Raw genomic sequence first — 18581 nt, 5'->3', positions numbered from 1 at the left:
AGGAAGGAGCAGGAATACGATGGGAAAAAGCAAAACAACGGTCCTTGTAGCCGGAAGCTGGGGAACGGCGCTTGCAACGGTTCTGGCTTCGAATAACCACGAGGTCGTCCTGTGGACCCGGTCCGGACAGCAGGCGGAGGAAATCAACCGGACTCATCGCAACAGCCGGTTTCTGAAGGATACCGTGCTGCCTGACAATATTACAGCCACTACCTCCATCGAAGAGGCGGTCCGGGATTCGCGGGCTGTTCTTGTGGTCTCGCCTTCGCATGGCATGCGGGAGGTTGTTCGTCAAATCCGTCCTTGGCTTCGTCCCGATTCATTATTAATTCATGCAACCAAAGGCTTCGAAGCGGATTCGCTCAAGCGCATGTCCACTGTCATCAGCGAGGAGCTGCCGGAATACGACCATGACCGAATTGTCGTATTGTCCGGTCCGAGTCATGCCGAGGAAGTGGTTCAGAAGAGCCCTACAACCGTGGTAGTGGCCGCTCAATGTCTGGAGACCGCATATGCGGCTCAAGATTTGCTGAATAACTCGTATTTTCGCGTTTATACGAATCCGGATGTCAGCGGCGTGGAAATCGGCGGCGCTCTGAAGAATATCATTGCTCTCGGAGCAGGGATGTCGGATGGCCTCGGCTTTGGGGACAATGCCAAGGCAGCGCTGATGACCCGCGGGTTGGCAGAGATCGCTCGGCTCGGCGCGGCGATGGGTGCCAGTCCTCTCACGTTCGCCGGTCTGGCGGGTGTCGGCGACTTGATCGTCACCTGCACCAGCCGGCACAGCCGGAATTGGCGCGCGGGCCATATGCTTGGACAGGGAGCCGCTCTGGAAGAAGTACTGGAAACTATGGGAATGGTCGTCGAAGGCGTGAAGACAACCAAGGCCGCTTACGCACTATCCGGCAAATACCAGGTCGAGATGCCGATTACGGCAGCTTTGTATGAGGTATTGTTCAATGGCAAACAGGCTAAAGATGCGGTAGAGGATTTAATGGGCCGCGTTCCAACGCATGAAATGGAAGAAGTGGCGCAGAGCGGACACCTTCGCTGGAATTAGATAGTACCCCGCCTACACATTTGCCGCTTTTCGTACATATTATACCTTAGTGCAACGAAGACTGGACTAAGGGAGGGAAAAGGATGAGCGGCAAACAAAGCCCCAAAGACATATTGAACGTGGTCAAGAACAAGACCGGAAAATCCATTTCCGAGAGAGATATTCAGAAGCTGGCCAGTGGAGTGAAGCCGTCCACCTTGCAGAGCGAAGAGCAGCTCCGGCAGTTGATCCGCCAAGTATCGTCTCTGGTCAATGTGAAAGTGTCGGAATCCACTATGAATGATATTATTCAAGCGGTAAAAAGCAGCAAAGTGAATCCGAACAGCCTGGAGCAATTGATGAAAATGATATCCAAAAAATAATCTTGATTGAGGAATAGGGGCCGAGAAATCGGTCCTTTATTTTTTGCGGAATAACAGGGCTATTAAATCTCATGGAATCGAAGAGCTCTTATTTTCCCTGCCGTGTATACAGCTTGGATGTCCACACAATTGTCACCGATTTGTTGGTTAGACCGGATTACAAAAACAATTAGCAGAATGATATAATACATAAGATGCGGATTTTGGAAAGAGAGGTTATCAAATCTTGAGCAGTTTGGATAAAATGTGGGCATCGTTCGTTGCGATGGGCTTGATGCTGGTCGCTACCGTGCTGATTACGTATGCCAGACAAAAAACCAAAGGCTTTGTCCGATTTATCCTTTCTCTTATTGCGTTTCTTCTTTTTGTTCCGATTTTGCTGTACATGCTGCTTTCCATGATTTAACTGACATTGGAGGTAATCGAAGAATGCTCGAGCTTGTGGGCCGCTTTGGGAAGAAAACGGTACAACCTGAAACGGGCCTGTCCATTCTTGAACTGGCCCTTAAAAATAATGTAGACTGGGGATTTTCCTGTACAAGGGGGACTTGTGCCCGCTGCAGGTGCTACATTTCGCAAGGAATGGAATTACTCGAGGAACCTACGGAAGCGGAAATTGCCCGTCTGGATCCGGAGGAATTCGATGAGGGGTTCCGCCTCGGCTGTCAGGCCAGAATTAAAGAAATCGGACCGATTAAGGCCACCAACAAGACCTATTTCTAGAAGTCCGCACTAGGAAACGGAGGAGAAATCCGATCCCGCCGGACCCCACCTATTTTGAATGATTGAAATCGAACCCGGGCTCTTGCTGAAAGACCCCGGTCATTTCACTTTTCAGCTGCAGGTGCGGAATAAAGAATGGAAACCTATAGATGAGATGGTTATACTGTCTAACATCGTAAGAATCTGCTGAGAAGTTTAGTTTGGAGATTAGACCGGAAGGCGCGGTATACGATGAAGCTTGACGATAATGTAGAATACGCGATCAGAGTTATGGCCGGGAAGCTGAAGGAAGCCCGCCACGACACCGTGTGGCTGCTTGGAGGAAGCAGCGGACTTCTGCTGCAGGGAGTCGATTTATCGCGGCAGCCCAGAGATATTGATGTATACACAGATTCGAAGGATGCGGAGGAGATTTATTCTCTGCTTAACGATTTCGCGACGGACAAGCTTGGGCCGAGTGAGACGGAAATTTATTCCTCCCGGCTTGCTCACTTCCATATCGCGGGCATGCCGCTAGAGCTGGTCTCGGATTTTCGGATTTTAACCGCTGCCGGCAGCTATCATGTCAATGTAGGCGCTTTGTTTCCTTACAGCCCGGAGGTTGGCTTGGGCGGATGTAAGGTACGTTTGATGCCGCTGGCTCATGAGCTGGTCTTTAACGTCCTCCGGGCGAGGGAGGATCGGTATGAGCCAATTGCCGCGAGAATGAAGCAGGCTCCCGATCAATACTTTCCCGCCTTGGAACGTATTGTGGAAGATAATCGGTTGACTCCGTCCGTTGTTGAGCAAATCAGCCGTTTGACAGAAGTTTGAAAATAAGGTAATATCCACTCCGATAAGCTCGGCAGGAATATGCCGTCGCATAAAGCCGGGAAAGGAAGATAGGATGAACGAGGTACGGTTTTGGCCTGATGAGAGGCAGATTAACGTTCGTCCAGGAACGACTTTGCTGGAGGCGGGCCGCAGGGCCAAGGCCCATATACGCACACGCTGCGGCGGAAGAGCCGCCTGCCTGATGTGCAAAGTCAAGGTGCCGGACCAGTCTGGGCTTACCCCTGCTAACCTGAACGAGAAGCAGAAGCTTGGCTCCCTGATTGGGGATGGATTCCGACTGGCATGTCAGGCTAGAGTAGCCGGGAATGTAGAGGTTCATATCCCGGAGGATCCGCTCAAGGCAGCGGTTCGCAAGCTGTTAGCCGAGAGGCAGGAGGAGGACGGGCTGAACGTGCCCGGAAAGGATGAATGAGATGATAGCTGACTTGCGTTGGTCTAGACGCTGGAGGCAGCCGTTAACCGGTCTGATGCTGATACTGACGGTTATGCTGCTTAGCGGCTGCATGTATTCCGGCGAGGTGAAGAAGCGGAATGCTCCGGCCTCGGGGGAATTTATTGTCATTGTGCAGAATGCCGTTGACCAGTATAAAGAAAGAACCGGAGTACTGCCTATCAAAAATAAGGAAAGCGATACGCCAATATACGAAAAGTATTTCATTGATTTCAACAAACTGACTCAGTCCAACCTGCTGAGCATGGTTCCGACGAATTCGTTCGAGAACGGAGGAACCGCCATCTACGTTCTGGTGGATGTTGAAACAGAGCCCAAGGTGAAGCTGATGGATCTGCCCCTGTATCAGCAAATGGTGGATATTCAGCGAGAAGTATTCGCTTATAGGGACAAGCAGGGAAAGCTCCCTAAGGGGGAGAAGGTTGCGGAAGGCGTCTATTTGCTCGATTTTGAGCAGTTACGGATGAAGAAGCCGGTGATCCAGAGCCCGAATTCCGGCCAGACGCTTCCTGTTTTGGTGGAAGATACGGGTGACGTCTATATTGATTATGCACTCGATATAATGAAGGTAATGGAAAAGAAAGGTTCGGAAACGATCGGTCCCGATACGGATCTGCGCGAAATTCTTGTTGCGGAATCCTTGTTTGTGCCGGCGTGGTCCCTACCTTATAAATGGATTGACGGTATGCCCAAATTGGTAAACTCTTTCGGACAGAGCTGAATGCCGATTTGAGAGAGGCAAGCTGTTACGCGAACTGCTTAATCCAAGCTCCGATAAACTCTATGGTCATTGATCTATGACTATAGAGTTTTTTTTGTAGAATAACCTGTTGCTCTCTCACATATATGATAGAAGTAGCCTTCTTTTATTGGGGGTTGGTCGAAAACTCCTTAGGAAAAGGAAGCGAGGGGGTTAAATGTTGTCATAATCCATAAACCTGTACATATAGTAGTACTAGTCCAATGTATGTACGAGTGTGGCCGCACACGAACCGATCCGGGAACGTTCTCCGGTTCGTCCAAAGCGCGTGCTTCGTCAATAAACCTTGTAGGAGGGGATCTTTTTGGAGAAAATCGATATTTTTAAGGACATCGCGGAACGAACCGGCGGTGACATCTACCTAGGAGTCGTGGGAGCGGTCCGCACTGGGAAATCAACATTCATCAAGCGGTTTATGGAAGCAGGAGTATTGCCAAATATTCGCAATGAGGCGGACCGTGTGCGCGCGACGGATGAGCTGCCGCAAAGCGCCGCTGGAAGAACCATTATGACGACGGAGCCGAAGTTCGTTCCTAACAATGCGGTGCAAATCACCGTGACGGAAGGGTTAAACGTCAATGTGCGCCTGGTGGATTGCGTCGGTTATGCGGTGGAAGGGGCCAAGGGATACGAGGATGAGAACGGCCCGAGAATGATTTCGACCCCATGGTTCGACGATCCGATTCCGTTCCAGGAAGCGGCCGAGATCGGCACGCGCAAGGTCATTCAAGAGCATTCCACACTCGGGGTTGTCATTACAACGGACGGCAGCATTTCGGAAATTCCACGTTCCTCCTATGTAGAGGCCGAGGAAAGGGTCGTCGCCGAGCTGAAGGAAGTCGGCAAACCGTTCATCCTGATCATCAATACGATGAAACCATACAGTGATTCCGCACAGGAGCTTCGTCATGAATTGGCTGCCAAATACGATATCCCGGTTATGGCGATGAGTGTAGCGACAATGGGCGAAGAAGAATGTATGTCCGTTCTTCGCGAGGTGCTCTACGAATTCCCTGTTCACGAAGTGAACGTCAACCTGCCCAGCTGGGTCATGGTTCTGAAGGAAAACCATTGGCTGCGCACCAGCTTTGAGAGCTCGGTCAGAGAGACTGTACAGGACATCCGCAGGCTGCGGGATGTAGACCGGGTCGTGGGGCAATTCTCGGAATATGACTTTATTGACAGGGCGGCTTTGGCCGGAATGAACATGGGTCAGGGCGTCGCCGAGATCGACTTGTACGCTCCGGACGAATTATATGACAAAATATTGATGGAAGTCGTCGGGGTGGAAATCCGCGGCAAAGATCATCTGCTGCAATTGATGCAGGAATTCACTCATGCGAAGAGGGAGTATGACCAATTTGCGGAAGCGTTGGAAATGGTGAAGACTACAGGCTACGGCATCGCTCCGCCGACTCTTGCGGAAATGGCGCTTGACGAACCCGAATTGATCCGTCAGGGCTCTCGCTTCGGTGTTCGGCTGAGGGCAACGGCGCCATCCATTCACATGATTCGGGTAGACGTGGAATCCGAATTCTCGCCGATCATCGGCACCGAGAAGCAAAGCGAAGAATTGGTGCGCTACCTGATGCAGGATTTCGAGGAAAATCCGCTCAAGATATGGGAATCCGATATTTTTGGACGGTCGCTGCATTCCATCGTACGCGAAGGAATTCAAGGAAAATTGGCGATGATGCCGGATAATGCGCGTTATAAACTGCAGGAAACTTTGGGCCGGATCATTAATGAAGGCTCTGGCGGTTTGATCGCAATCATCCTTTAAATAAGAGCAGGTCATGGTTTAAAGAGCACTCCCCGGAGTGTTCTTTATTTTTATTTTTTAAAAAAAGATTGTAGAATACTTGAAAATGCAACAAAGGTGTATTACTATAAATTTGTTCGTTTTTCCTTGTAAATACGTATATTTTGCGAGTAATCCGTTAACACATGGAGTAAGGACATTTAATTATCGTTGGAGGAGGTGAAAGACTATGAATAAATCCGAATTGATTGCTAAAGTGGCTGAAACGTCGGAGCTGTCCAAGAAAGACGCTACTAAGGCTGTTGAAGCCGTATTCGATGCTATTTCCGAAGCTCTGAAAAGCGGTGATAAAGTCCAATTGGTAGGGTTTGGAAACTTTGAAGTTCGTGAGCGTTCCGCGCGTAAAGGACGGAATCCGCAAACGGGTGAAGAAATCGATATCGCAGCCAGCAAAGTACCTGCGTTCAAACCAGGGAAAGCTTTGAGAGATGGAATTCAATAATCTCCTGTTTACATATCCGATTTCATAAACCGTGCCGCCTTGTCGCGCACGGTTTTTTCAACTTATAAAAGTATAAATTTTCATCTATACCTGTTCTTACTATATTAGAAAGTTTAAGTTCAATAATGCATTAAAATGGAACAAACTTTCTAATTGGCATAAAAAGCTTCCTCTAATACCGGGTTAATCATCTTCGAGATGGCTCTGTTAGGAGCTTTTTTACATTTCATCGTTAAACACGCCTGCCCAAAGGACGATAGCCGTTTATCCTTGCTTCGAATCATTAGGCACTGCGGCAGTGGAAGCCGCCCGACAGGAGGAATACAACAAATAAGGAATAAGGTCTTGACTTACCGGTTGGGAGGCGATATACTAATTTTTGCAGCTTATGCATCGGGGTATAGCGCAGCCTGGTAGCGCGCACCCTTGGGGTGGGTGAGGTCGCAGGTTCAAATCCTGTTACTCCGATTTTATGTTCCATAACCACTTTCTTCAGTGTACTTTGTACACAGGGGAGAGTGGTTTTGCTTTATTGATCGCTATTTTTGAAAACAGCATGTCCTGCACTTCGCTTCTTTTTGATGCAATGCCTCTAACTAGATTGAGCTGATCGATTGGAAGTCGAAGATTCACTTCCCCGGTTGACATTGTCCTGTTTTTTTAGCATCATTAGGAAACAGAAGAGATTCTTCATGTTTGGGAGGATGCCGATCTTGAATAATCAAGGTGACTTTTTTATTATTAAGGCCAAGGATAATGGAGTGCATGTTATCGGGTTGACGAGAGGGAACGACACCCGATTCCACCACACGGAGAAGCTGGACAAGGGTGAGGTTATGATCGCCCAGTTTACCGAGCATACATCGGCGGTTAAAGTGAGGGGCAAAGCAACCATTATGACGAAGTTCGGAGTCATGGAGACGGACGATTAAATGCAGTTAGCAGGCATAGCCTGCTTTTTTTCATTGTACAATGGTGGTAGGCAATCATTTATGAAGACAAGGTAATTCGCCTGAAAATCCTTATGCGGGTAAAGGGAGGTCTCTTCAAATGAAATGGCCAGCCGCCATTCTGTCGGTTTGTCTGATTACTGCCGCTATAGCATTGTTTCTCAGCACTCTGCCTCAGTGGGAGAGGTTCAATTTGATGAATGATAACGAGCTGGCGGTGTTCAAGGAAAATCATTCAACGCGCTTGAGCGATGAGAATCTGGTAGATAAGATGACCATGCTTCCTCTACAGCTTAACATCCGCCGGGTAGATTGGAATAACTCGATCTTGTCGATCGATCTGGGAGCTCCCGCCGGATCGACAGCCAGCCGTGTGTATCATGATCTTTACGAATTGTCGAAATTCGGGTTGCAAAACCATACCAATGTAGATCAGGTGCTAGTACGGGTGATGGAAGCTTCCAGCGTTAGCCGCGAACGAAACGGCCTGCTGCTTGTCTCGATGGATGCGCGCAAGGAGAGGGTTCAGGGACAAGAAGCGCTGAAGGAGCTGAGCGGCCAGGATGTCCGGCAATATTTGCAATCCCGATACCGTATCACCTATACGCAGAAATGGAAGGATGTATACGCCTACTGACGGGCCATTCTGATAAAAGTAAATTGACAGCCCATAACGTAAGTAAGGATCGCCTGCGGGCGTCGTCAGGCTCGTTAGAACAGCCGCTGCACGCCTGCCCCGTCCGGTTTTCTTTCGTTCACTTTTTCGTAATAATTGGCCGGACGGTTGATTGTACGATCTCTGTCAGGTTATGCTATAATTATATGTTGTATTTATCATGCACTTGGTATGTTCGGAGGCGGCGTATGACGAAATCTCGAATTCAAGAAATGGCGAAGCCGTACATGGAGTATGATATGATCCAGAGTCATACTTCCCTGCCTGACTTTCCGGAAGCCCGGACAAGACTGCTGCTAGCCTTTTTAAATGCCAAAGGAATTCAGGAAGAAAACCGAAATTTATTTGCACTAGTGACATCTCTCGTTCAGGTTGGTCTGGATACGCATGACCAGGTTCCGGAATCGAATGAGCTTAAAGAACAGAACGAAGCGCGTTCACGCCAATTAAAGGTGCTGGCAGGCGCTTATTTCAGTTCGAGATTTTACAATCTTCTGTCTCAGGCCGGACAAATTGATATTATTAAGCAGCTGTCTCTATCCATCTGCGAGGTTAACCGCATGAAGATGAATTTCTATCTGCAGATGAAGCAGCTGAAGCTGACGGCGGAGGAATATTTGCAGCAATCCGTCAATATCAAGACACAGTTGTTCCTGTCCTTCAACAAGATGATCTCGGACGGATATCTGAAGGTTTGGCCCGAAATATTAACCGGCTTTACAAAGTGCGAGGTGCTTGTGAAAGAAATGTTCCGAGCGGATTCGCTGCACCAATTTCGCAACAGTTGGGGCTTTTGGCATTTGCTGCAGTTTGGAACCAAGGAGGAGCGATCTTATCTTTCCTCGGACAAAACCGACGGAGGACTGATCCGTTCTATGCTGCAGAAGTATAATATCGCCGGCAAGCTCTCCCAGATGCTGGACGAACAATTGGAGCATCTGAAAGAAATCATCCGGAAGCTGGAGCCGTCGAATTTAACCGAAGAGCTCTTCCGGCTGCAGGAAACCTACTACAGGTTTGTCGGCATGCCGCAATTGTTGGAAGAAAGATGAGGTGAGGCAGAGTGAAATCGAAGGAAGAATTTGTCCATTCCGTTTTTGAAAGCATAGCGCCGAAGTACGATATGATGAACAGCATTCTCAGCTTTAACCAACATAAGCATTGGCGCAAATTTACGATGCGCAAGCTGAACGTGCAAGCCGGAGACAGCGCCATTGATCTCTGCTGTGGAACCTGTGACTGGACGATCAGTCTGGCTCAAGCCAGCGGAACCGGAGAGATTGTCGGGCTGGACTTTAGCCGCAATATGCTGGATTATGGGGCGGCCAAGGTAGAGAAGCTCGGTTTGGACAAGCAGATTTCGCTCGTTCAAGGAAACGCTATGGAGCTGCCATTTGACGATAACACCTTTGACTATGCCACGATCGGCTTCGCTTTGCGGAATGTCCCCGATTTCAAGCAGGTCATTCGGGAAATGCAGCGGGTGGTGAAGCCCGGCGGCAAGGTGGTTTCACTGGAGCTGTCCAAGCCGACTTGGCAGCCGTTCAAGGGCATTTATTATTTTTACTTTCAGAATATCCTACCGCTTCTCGGGAAATTAATCGCCGGAAAGCATGAGCAGTACAAATGGCTTCCAGAATCCCTGGTTCATTTTCCAGACTATAAACAGCTGGCGGCCATCTTTGAGGAAATAGGACTGGAGAACGTCCAAACCTATCCTTTAACCGGAGGCATAGCTGCCTTACATATAGGGGATAAACCCAATAATCGCAGGTGAAACCTTAATGTTGAATAAAGTAAAAGTTTTTCTTGAAATGATTAAGTTCGAACATACGCTGTTCGCCTTGCCCTTCGCTTATATGGGATCGCTGCTGGGAGCCTTTGTTATGTTCGGGGAATTTCCGAGCTGGGCGCAAATCGGATGGGTTACCTTGGCCATGGTTGGGGCGAGAAGCGCCGCCATGGGCCTTAACCGGCTGATCGACAGAGCGATTGACCAGAAGAATCCGCGTACCGCAGGAAGGGCCATACCGGCGGGGTTATTGACGTCGAAGGAAGTTTATATTTTTATTGTGGTGTCCTTTGTCCTGCTATTTATTGCCGCCTCTCAACTCAATGCGCTTGCGATGAAACTGCTGCCCATAGCGGTCTTTTTTCTTGTTTTCTACTCGTATACGAAACGATTTACCTGGAGCTGCCACATTATCCTGGGATTGACGATTGCCCTTGCCCCATTGGGCGGGTGGGTTGCGGTCACCGGTGAGATTACCTGGACAGCGTTTATTTTTTATATTGCGATTGCTTTCTGGACAGCCGGGTTCGATGTCATCTATGCTTGCCAAGATACGGATTTCGACCGGGAGGAAGGATTGCATTCTATTCCCAGCCGTTTTGGAGTAGCTAAGGCCCTGTGGATAGCTAAATCGTTCCATGTCATCACCGCGATCGGACTAAGCGCATTGTTTTTCATTACCGACTTAAGCTGGTGGTATTTCGCCGGTCTCATTATTTCTTATTTAATTCTTTTCTATGAGCATTGGATTGTCTCCCCGAAAGATTTGTCCCGTTTAAATACTGCTTTCTTCACGATGAACGGCGTATTGAGCGTCGTTGTATTCGTCTTTACTTTAATCGATCTGGTGGTGATGTAAGATGGCCAGGGAGAAATGGATTGTTGGAATGACAGGTGCCAGTGGCGTGATTTATGGAGTCCGTCTATGCGAGGAACTGCTGGCAAGGGGAGAGACGGTTCATCTGATCATTACGGATGCCGGATGGCGGGTGCTGCATGATGAATTGGATTGGAGCGCTTCTCCGCGCAGGAGGGATACGCTGAAGGAGCACTTTAAAGATTTGCCGGGGGAACTGATCTATCATCCCATACAGGATATTGGAGCAAGTGTAGCCAGCGGAACGTTCCTGACGAAGGGCATGGTTGTCATCCCGTGCTCGATGGGAACCTTGTCTGGGATTGCCCGGGGTTCATCCGATAATTTGCTGGAGAGAGCGGCCGATGTCATGATGAAGGAAGGCAGGAAGCTGATTCTCGTTCCCCGCGAAACTCCGCTGCACGCCATACACTTGGAAAATATGCTGACTCTTGCGAGAATGGGGATCCGGATCATTCCGGCCATGCCGGGATTTTACCAGAAGCCTTCATCTTTGGATGAAGTGGTCGATTTTATGGTGGGCAAAGTTTTGGACTCCATGGAGATAGAACACGATCTGTATATAAGATGGGGAGAAGGCAATGGAAAACAAAACAAAGAAAATTCGGATAGGCAGAATTAATTATACGAATGTTTGGCCGATCTTTTATTATTTTCCGATGGAGCAGTTTCAAGAAGAGGCCGAGCAGCTTCTGCAGGTGCCGACGAGCTTGAATAAAGCATTGGCAGAAGGTAAGATCGATATGGGGCCGATTTCTTCCTTCGCTTATGGGCAATACTTTAAAGACTGCGTGTTATTTCCCGATCTGTCCGTGAGCGCTTTCGGCAGAGTCAATTCGATTCTGCTGTTTCATCGTCGGCCATTGGAGGAGATTGTCCATGGAACGATAGCGCTGCCCACGACTTCGGCAAGTTCCGTCAATCTGCTGAAAATCATTATTTCGAAATATTATGGGGGCCGGCCGACCTATTTCTATGCTTCTCCATCGTTAGATGATATGATGAAAGAGTCCGATGCGGCATTGCTGATCGGAGACGATGCCATTCGGGCCAGTTGGAGCCGATCGGGTTACCAGGTCACTGATCTTGGTCAGCTGTGGAATCACTGGACGGGGAAATCAATGACCTTCGCCGTTTGGGCGGTTCGGGAACAGGCGCTGCGAGAACGACCGGAAGTGGTCCGGCGCATTTATGAGGCGTTCTGCTGGAGTAAGGAGCAGGGAATGGCCCGCCCGGAAGAGATGATCCGCGACGCCCAGTCGTCGATCGGCGGAAGCGAATTGTACTGGAAGCAGTATTTCCAGCAGCTAACCTACGACTTTGGCCCCGCTCAATGGGAAGGCCTCCGGCTGTACTACCAATATGGTTGGGAGCTTGGATTGCTGGAGGAGCCCGTATCGCTGAAAATCTGGCACGATAATTCCGTCATACAGGTGAACGAATGAAAATAATTGATATTTACGCCAGAATCAAGAAGGATTTAAACTATCTCGAGAAAGAATTGTTAAAAAGCGTTCATTCCGATCATCCCGAGCTGCGGGAGACGTCCAGCCACCTGTTGAAGGCGGGAGGCAAGCGTCTGCGGCCTGTGTTTGTATTGCTGGCCGGGCAGTTCGGGGATTACGATTTGGATAAATTGAAATACATAGCCATTCCAATGGAGCTTATTCATATGGCAAGTCTCGTTCACGACGATGTGATCGACGATGCCGATACCCGCAGAGGTCAGCTGACCGTGAAATCCAAATGGGATAATCGGATAGCGATGTATACGGGGGATTATATATTTGCTAAAGCGATAGGGGTAGCGACTCAATTGTCGAACCCCACTATCCATCAAATCATGTCCAAGGCCATCGTCGAACTTTGTATCGGAGAGATGGAACAGATTCGTTATTTCTTCCATACTGGTCAAACGCTCCGCAATTATTTGCTGAGGATCAAGAGAAAGACGGCTTTGCTGATTGCGATTAGCTGTCAGCTTGGGGCGATCGCCTCAGGGGTTCCGGAGACGATCTCCAACCGATTGTATCTGTACGGATACAACGTAGGGATGGCGTTCCAGATCCGGGATGATTTGCTGGACATTACCGGGACCGAGAAGGAGCTGGGCAAACCGCCGGGCAGCGATGTCAAGCAGGGCAACATTACCTTGCCCATTCTGTGTGCTCTCAGGGAGGACAAGCTCCGCGCACCTCTTCTCGAAGAATTGAACCGGATCCGCGCCGCGGAAGGCCAGACCGATGTCAGTCGCTTCCTTGATATAGTGCGGGGAAGCGAAGGAGTCCGCCAAGCGGAGGAGCTTGCGTCCCGATATATTGACCGAGCGATACAGGCGCTTGGCCCGCTTCCCGAAATTCAAGCCAAGAAAGATCTGATCAGAGTAGCTCATTTTGTTGGGAATCGTTCTTACTGAATGATTGATAATACAAAACAGGAGTGATGGAAATGGAAAAAACATTTTTGATGGTAAAGCCTGATGGGGTCCAACGCGGATTGATCGGGGAGATCGTTAAGCGCTTTGAGCAGAAAGGATTTCAACTGGTGGCCGGCAAGCTGATGGTCATTTCCCGTGAGCAGGCCGAATATCACTATGCGGAGCACAAGGGCAAGCCGTTTTACGAGGACCTGGTAAGCTTCATTACTTCGGGACCGGTATTTGCCATGGTGTGGCAGGGAGATCAGGTCATCGCCCTGTCCCGTCTCATGATGGGCAAGACCAATACTCTGGATGCGCAGCCGGGAACCATTCGCGGAGATTTCGCCGTCCATACCGGAATGAATCTGATTCACGGATCCGATTCGCCGGAAAGTGCGGAACGGGAAATCAACAACTTCTTTAAGCCTGAGGAAATCGCCGGCTACGATAAAGTATTGAATAAATGGATATAAGATAAGGTTTATCTGTAATCATCAGGCCATGGGAGAGGAGCCGGACTTGGAGGACAAAGACTTTACGCTCTTTATGGAAAACGTGAAAAGCTTGACTGCGATAGACTTGTCGCAGTATAAAGAAGCTCAAATGAAACGCAGGCTGACCACCTTTCGGATGAAGAAGGGCTTTCCAACCTTCCGGGAGCTGTATGTGGCGATGTCTTCGGATAAGGGGCTTCTGAACGAATTCCTTGATCGAATGACGATTAATGTATCGGAATTTTTTCGTAATCCGAACCGATGGGACGCTTTACAGCACAAATTTTTGCCTGAGATGCTTAAGCAGGGAAGACGCTTGAAATGCTGGAGCGCCGCTTGCTCTACCGGCGAAGAGCCTTATACGCTTGCCATGATCCTGAGCGAGCATAACGCTTTGGCGTCGACTTCGCTTCTGGCTACCGATCTGGATGAGGGAGTGCTGGCCAAGGCCAGGGAGGGCTTCTTCTCCGAACGATCGGTACGGGAGGTTCCGGCGCCATTGCTGGATAAATATTTTGTCAAGGAGAATGGGGGCTACCGGTTGATCAGGGACCGGTTTCGGACGGTGGAATTTCGCCGGCATAATCTGCTGGAAGACCGGTTTGAGCCCGATTTCGATTTGATTATTTGCCGAAATGTCATGATTTACTTCACGGAGGAAGCGAAGCAGCTTCTTTACCGGAAGTTTTCGGATGCGCTCAGACCGGGGGGCATCCTGTTCGTAGGCAGCACGGAGCAAATTTTCTCACCGGGCAAATTCGGGTTGGAGCCGGCCGACACTTTCTTCTATCGAAAAAAACTGTAAGATTTTAAGTATAATTTTTTCCAATCTCTCCAATACTGTGAGCAAAGGCTCCTGACAGGCAAGCTGCAGCCGTTCACATGACGGCTCCGGGCTTGGTTTCCGGAAGGTATGGGCCCAATCTTCTTAAGTCTATAGGATTTGTGAAGAATCCAGCCTATGTTTGCATCAGAACAGCTTTCCCGGAAGCGTCCGCTTTGCTTACAAAGCCGTTTCTGCCACGGCAGAACGATAAGGAGGGTATCCGCTTGGATAAAAGGAAAGTTATCGAAGCCTATCAAAGAGGGTTTATAACGATACAAGAATGTGCTCAAATATTGGGGATCGATTCCTTGGAAATTATGGGAATGGTTGGCGCTCCTAACGGGGGAGAACGGCCCCGTCCCGTTCCAAGGCAGTCGATGAACAGTTGAACGTCTTAAACTTGCGATCAGCTAACCAGCACGCCCGGTGACCATATGTCATTCCGGCGTGCTATTTTTTTTCGCGGAAGGATGTTGGGTCGGCGGTATGTCCGACAGTCGCACTGCAAATGAAACGGACGGACCGCAAAGAATCAAGGGAATGGTAATCTATCGGAGCAGGCTTTTCCTATGATTTTAGGTTCGTTGGATCTAAACGAACTTTTCTTGTCAAAGCGGGTGCCCTGTACTATAATTAGCACATAAAAGCGCTAAAGCGCAAGAGCGCACAGCATGGGAGACAAGGAGGGGCAGCTATGAAAGAGCTGATCGTCGATTTAGGGGAACGGTCGTATCCGATATATATTGGTGAAGGAATGATATCCGGAATTTCCGGATTTTTTGAGAAGCACGGAATCCGCAAGGCTTCGCCGCTTATGATCGTTACGGATGAGCATGTTGCCGCCAGGCATCTGGATTCGGTAGCGAACGGTTTGCGCGCTGGAGGATTTGAAGTAGTCACCAAAATCGTTCCCTCTGGAGAAACATCCAAATCGTTGGCCATATTGGAGGATATTGTGACCGATGCTTTACAAGCGGGACTGGACCGCAGCTCCTGTATCGTCGCATTGGGGGGCGGAGTTGTCGGCGACCTCGCCGGGTTCGCGGCTGCAAGCTATATGCGCGGAATCCGCTTTGTCCAGATACCGACAACGATTCTGGCTCACGACAGCAGTGTCGGCGGCAAGGTAGCCGTCAATCACAAGCTGGCCAAGAACGTCATCGGAGCTTTCCACCAGCCGGAATTCGTCCTCTACGATACGTCAACGTTGAATACGCTGCCGGATCGGGAGGTTCGTGCAGGCTTCTCGGAAGTAATCAAGCACGGCCTGATCTGGGATGCCGCGTTCGTAGATTGGTGTCGCGATCATGCCGATCGTCTGCTGGCGCTCGAACCGGAAGCTTTGGCGACGGCACTCTATACCGGCTGTAAGGTCAAAGCGGCTGTAGTGTCACAGGATGAGAAGGAGAACGGCTTGCGGGCTATCCTTAACCTGGGGCATACGATCGGGCATGCGCTGGAGGCTGTGGCGGGCTATAATGAGCTTCTTCATGGCGAAGCCATATCGATAGGAATGGTAGGGGCCGCCAGACTGGCTATGAAGCTGGGCCATCCGGAATCGATCTACCGCGAGACCAAGGAGATTTTATCGCGATTCGGACTGCCGGTCAGACTGCCGGAGCATATGGACACGGAACAGATCATGTCAGCCATGATGCATGACAAGAAATTTAAAGAAGGTAAGATGGTCTTTATCATTCCTACCGCGATAGGCAAGGTCGAAATCAATCACCAGATTTCGGTCGAATGGGTAAGGGAAACAGTGGAACAATTGAAACGGGAGGAATAAAACGATGATGTGGGTTAGGGGAATTCGCGGTGCGACAACCGTAAACAATAACGACGAAGAAGAAATTTTGCAGGCTACGGCGGAGCTGATGAATGAGCTCATTGCCGAGAATGATGTGCATCCCGAGGATATAGGCAGCATTCTGGTCACGACGACTCATGATCTGACTGCTACATTTCCGGCCAAAGCGATCCGCCAAATGCCGGGCTGGGAGCTCGTTCCTTTGATGTGCTGCCTTGAAATACCGGTTCAGCCCAGCTTGCCGATGTGTATCCGTCTAATGGTGCATGTCAACACTACCAAGCGGCAGGATGAAATCCGGCACGTGTTCCTGAACGGAGCCAAAGCGCTTCGTCCGGATATTGTCGGGAAAAAATAAGGGTTGACGAGTCAAGCGGCTCTCCTGTATATTGAGAGATAACCAGTTTTGGGAAAGACCTTAGAAGAGATTGAGTAGAGACTAGTTGAGAACAGTTTGAGCCGAGAAGAGTTGAGTAGAGAGCAAGAATGAGCCGCGCATCTATAATGAGTCGTTGGATTCATTATGTTTGTTTGCTATTCTTTGTTCGCTTCCATTTGCTTAAATTGTACATTAACAGCCTCTACGGTGAGTAGAAGGCTGTTTTTATTTTGTCTAAAGATTACAGCGGTAAGCAGTCCAAGCTTGGTACGAAGTGGCATGACTGGGCGTCAGAGTCGTTCCTAACACATGAACGGAGGAGAGATCGAGAATGTATAGTCCGGAATTGAAAGAAGTTACCCGTCTGGCCGAGCAATTCAACCTGATACCCATCGCGCGCAGCCTGTTGGCCGATGTGGAAACCCCTATCCGGTTATTTCAGCATTTTGTCAACGAACCGAATGCCTTCTTGCTTGAAAGTGTGGAGGGAGGGGTCAAATGGGCCAGATATTCTTTCATTGGAACCGATCCGTTCATGACCGTAAAGGCGAAAAACGGCAAGGTCCGGGTGACCAAGGGCCAAGAGACTGAGATTTTAAGGGAGAAGCCGCTGGAAGTTTTGAAAGAATGTTTATCCTCCTTTTCCAGTCCTTATTTCGAGGATATGCCCCGTTTCACGGGAGGGGCGATCGGATTTTTCGGCTACGATCTGCTTCAGTATTACGAGAAGCTTCCGGCACATCGGCGGGACGATTTACAGATGAACGATATTCAGTTCATGTTCTGCGATCAGGTTATAGCTTTCGACCATTTTAAACAGCAAATCAAAGTGATTGCGAACGTGCATATTCCTCCTCAAGCATCGGAGTCCGACATTGCGGAGGCCTATCGAAAGACATGCCTCAAGATCGACGAGACCGTCCGCAAACTGCAGAGGCCGTCTCCTTCACTGCCGGCATCCCGGAACGTAAATGTCCGGGAGGTCGAGCTGGGAGAGATTCGATCCAATGTGACTAAAGCGGAGTTCATGGACAATGTGGAGAAGGCCAAAGATTACATTCGTGCGGGAGATATTTTTCAGGTAGTTCTGTCCCAACGGTTTGAAATCGAAACGGACGTTTCCCCCTTGCAGGTATACCGGGTGCTGCGAACTGTCAATCCGTCCCCTTATATGTATTATCTGAAAATGGAGGATGAGATCATCGTCGGTGCCTCTCCGGAATTGCTGGTCCGGGTGGAGGAAGACAAGGTGGAGACGCGCCCGATCGCCGGAACGAGGCCGAGGGGAGCTACTCCAGAGGAGGACCAGGCGCTGGAGAAGGAGCTGCTGGCCGACGAGAAGGAGCGAGCGGAGCACCTGATGCTCGTTGATCTCGGACGCAACGATTTGGGCCGGGTCTCGGAGTTCGGGTCGGTGAAATGCGACTCCTTCATGGAAGTGGAGCGCTACTCCCATGTCATGCATATCGTTTCGAATGTCACCGGTAAGCTGCGCCGGGATAAAGATTTCTTCGATGCCTTCATCTCCTGCCTTCCCGCCGGAACCGTGTCCGGATCTCCCAAGATAAGGGCGATGGAAATTATCGCCGAGCTGGAGAATGAGGCCAGGGGAACGTATGCAGGGGCCATCGGCTACCTCGGCTTTGCCGGCAACATGGATACCTGCATTACGATACGGACGATCGTGTTCAAGAACGGCAAGGCTTATGTGCAGGCCGGAGCGGGCATCGTCGGAGATTCGGTGCCGGAGAACGAATATGTGGAAACGGTGAATAAAGCTACAGCGCTGCTGAAATCTATCCGTATGGCGGAGGAGATGTTCGGCGGCGGAGGCGGGGAAACAGCGGCCAACCAAGACTATTATTATGCCGGGAATGCTTCCGGAAGTAATTTATAATCCG

General features: G+C 49.7%; 23 protein-coding genes and 1 tRNA gene. All 24 read left to right on the top strand.

Going from position 1 to position 18581, the window contains the following annotated elements:
- Positions 1 to 19 precede the first annotated feature (19 nt).
- Entirely contained in the window at positions 20 to 1063 is a 1044-nt protein-coding gene (locus FS806_RS04045) for an NAD(P)H-dependent glycerol-3-phosphate dehydrogenase (RefSeq protein WP_144933331.1), read from the top strand.
- 83 nt (positions 1064 to 1146) lie between these two features.
- Positions 1147 to 1425: a stage VI sporulation protein F gene (locus FS806_RS04040; RefSeq protein WP_144933330.1), complete on the top strand. Its 279-nt coding sequence runs from the start codon at positions 1147 to 1149 to the stop codon at positions 1423 to 1425.
- Between the two features lie 226 nt (positions 1426 to 1651).
- Positions 1652 to 1831 carry a DUF2768 family protein gene (locus tag FS806_RS04035; protein ID WP_144933329.1) on the top strand — a complete coding sequence of 60 codons (180 nt, stop codon included), beginning with the start codon at positions 1652 to 1654 and terminating at the stop codon, positions 1829 to 1831.
- A gap of 23 nt (positions 1832 to 1854) precedes the next feature.
- Positions 1855 to 2148 carry a 2Fe-2S iron-sulfur cluster-binding protein gene (locus FS806_RS04030; protein WP_144933328.1) on the top strand — a complete coding sequence of 98 codons (294 nt, stop codon included), beginning with the start codon at positions 1855 to 1857 and terminating at the stop codon, positions 2146 to 2148.
- A gap of 231 nt (positions 2149 to 2379) precedes the next feature.
- Positions 2380 to 2961, top strand: a complete 582-nt coding sequence (locus FS806_RS04025) for a nucleotidyltransferase domain-containing protein (RefSeq protein ID WP_144933327.1) — start codon at positions 2380 to 2382, stop codon at positions 2959 to 2961.
- 73 nt (positions 2962 to 3034) lie between these two features.
- Complete coding sequence (locus FS806_RS04020; RefSeq protein WP_144933326.1) at positions 3035 to 3394, top strand: 2Fe-2S iron-sulfur cluster-binding protein; 360 nt, start codon at positions 3035 to 3037, stop codon at positions 3392 to 3394.
- Between the two features lies 1 nt (position 3395).
- On the top strand, positions 3396 to 4154 hold the full coding sequence (locus FS806_RS04015; RefSeq protein ID WP_144933325.1) for a hypothetical protein: 759 nt from the start codon (positions 3396 to 3398) through the stop codon (positions 4152 to 4154).
- Positions 4155 to 4497: 343 nt separating this feature from the next.
- Positions 4498 to 5976 carry a stage IV sporulation protein A gene (spoIVA, locus tag FS806_RS04010; RefSeq protein ID WP_144933324.1) on the top strand — a complete coding sequence of 493 codons (1479 nt, stop codon included), beginning with the start codon at positions 4498 to 4500 and terminating at the stop codon, positions 5974 to 5976.
- A 208-nt stretch (positions 5977 to 6184) separates the two neighbouring features.
- Positions 6185 to 6457, top strand: coding sequence for an HU family DNA-binding protein (locus tag FS806_RS04005; RefSeq protein ID WP_144933323.1), 273 nt, complete (start codon positions 6185 to 6187; stop codon positions 6455 to 6457).
- A 394-nt stretch (positions 6458 to 6851) separates the two neighbouring features.
- Positions 6852 to 6925 (top strand) — tRNA-Pro (locus FS806_RS04000).
- Between the two features lie 236 nt (positions 6926 to 7161).
- On the top strand, positions 7162 to 7389 hold the full coding sequence (gene mtrB / locus FS806_RS03995; RefSeq protein WP_186328195.1) for a trp RNA-binding attenuation protein MtrB: 228 nt from the start codon (positions 7162 to 7164) through the stop codon (positions 7387 to 7389).
- A gap of 118 nt (positions 7390 to 7507) precedes the next feature.
- Positions 7508 to 8044 carry a hypothetical protein gene (locus FS806_RS03990; RefSeq protein ID WP_144933322.1) on the top strand — a complete coding sequence of 179 codons (537 nt, stop codon included), beginning with the start codon at positions 7508 to 7510 and terminating at the stop codon, positions 8042 to 8044.
- A 227-nt stretch (positions 8045 to 8271) separates the two neighbouring features.
- A complete protein-coding gene (locus FS806_RS03985; protein WP_144933321.1) occupies positions 8272 to 9135 on the top strand; it encodes a heptaprenyl diphosphate synthase component 1 in 864 nt (287 codons plus the stop codon).
- Positions 9136 to 9146: 11 nt separating this feature from the next.
- The gene (locus FS806_RS03980; RefSeq protein WP_144933320.1) at positions 9147 to 9860 is read left to right on the top strand and encodes a demethylmenaquinone methyltransferase; all 714 of its coding nucleotides are present in this window, start codon (positions 9147 to 9149) and stop codon (positions 9858 to 9860) included.
- 7 nt (positions 9861 to 9867) lie between these two features.
- Entirely contained in the window at positions 9868 to 10734 is an 867-nt protein-coding gene (locus tag FS806_RS03975; protein ID WP_144933319.1) for a UbiA-like polyprenyltransferase, read from the top strand.
- Position 10735: 1 nt separating this feature from the next.
- Positions 10736 to 11374 carry a UbiX family flavin prenyltransferase gene (locus FS806_RS03970; protein WP_144933318.1) on the top strand — a complete coding sequence of 213 codons (639 nt, stop codon included), beginning with the start codon at positions 10736 to 10738 and terminating at the stop codon, positions 11372 to 11374.
- Positions 11334 to 12197, top strand: a complete 864-nt coding sequence (locus FS806_RS03965; RefSeq protein WP_144933317.1) for a menaquinone biosynthetic enzyme MqnA/MqnD family protein — start codon at positions 11334 to 11336, stop codon at positions 12195 to 12197. The genes FS806_RS03970 and FS806_RS03965 overlap by 41 nt, the downstream gene beginning before the upstream one ends.
- Complete coding sequence (locus FS806_RS03960; RefSeq protein WP_144933316.1) at positions 12194 to 13168, top strand: polyprenyl synthetase family protein; 975 nt, start codon at positions 12194 to 12196, stop codon at positions 13166 to 13168. The genes FS806_RS03965 and FS806_RS03960 overlap by 4 nt, the downstream gene beginning before the upstream one ends.
- A gap of 32 nt (positions 13169 to 13200) precedes the next feature.
- Positions 13201 to 13644 (top strand): nucleoside-diphosphate kinase, encoded by a 444-nt coding sequence (gene ndk, locus FS806_RS03955; RefSeq protein WP_144933315.1) that lies wholly within the window; start codon positions 13201 to 13203, stop codon positions 13642 to 13644.
- A gap of 28 nt (positions 13645 to 13672) precedes the next feature.
- Complete coding sequence (locus FS806_RS03950; protein ID WP_144933314.1) at positions 13673 to 14470, top strand: CheR family methyltransferase; 798 nt, start codon at positions 13673 to 13675, stop codon at positions 14468 to 14470.
- Positions 14471 to 14715: 245 nt separating this feature from the next.
- On the top strand, positions 14716 to 14880 hold the full coding sequence (locus tag FS806_RS25615) for a hypothetical protein (RefSeq protein WP_186328189.1): 165 nt from the start codon (positions 14716 to 14718) through the stop codon (positions 14878 to 14880).
- Between the two features lie 305 nt (positions 14881 to 15185).
- Positions 15186 to 16280: a 3-dehydroquinate synthase gene (aroB, locus tag FS806_RS03945; protein WP_144933313.1), complete on the top strand. Its 1095-nt coding sequence runs from the start codon at positions 15186 to 15188 to the stop codon at positions 16278 to 16280.
- A gap of 7 nt (positions 16281 to 16287) precedes the next feature.
- Entirely contained in the window at positions 16288 to 16659 is a 372-nt protein-coding gene (gene aroH, locus FS806_RS03940) for a chorismate mutase (RefSeq protein ID WP_144933394.1), read from the top strand.
- Between the two features lie 352 nt (positions 16660 to 17011).
- The gene (gene trpE, locus FS806_RS03935; RefSeq protein ID WP_144933312.1) at positions 17012 to 18577 is read left to right on the top strand and encodes an anthranilate synthase component I; all 1566 of its coding nucleotides are present in this window, start codon (positions 17012 to 17014) and stop codon (positions 18575 to 18577) included.
- Positions 18578 to 18581: the final 4 nt, after the last annotated feature.

The sequence above is a fragment of the Paenibacillus sp. 32O-W genome (assembly GCF_007679495.1).
Taxonomy (GTDB): Bacteria; Bacillota; Bacilli; order Paenibacillales; family NBRC-103111; genus Paenibacillus_L; species Paenibacillus_L residui.
This window is presented reverse-complemented; position numbering and strand designations above follow the sequence as displayed.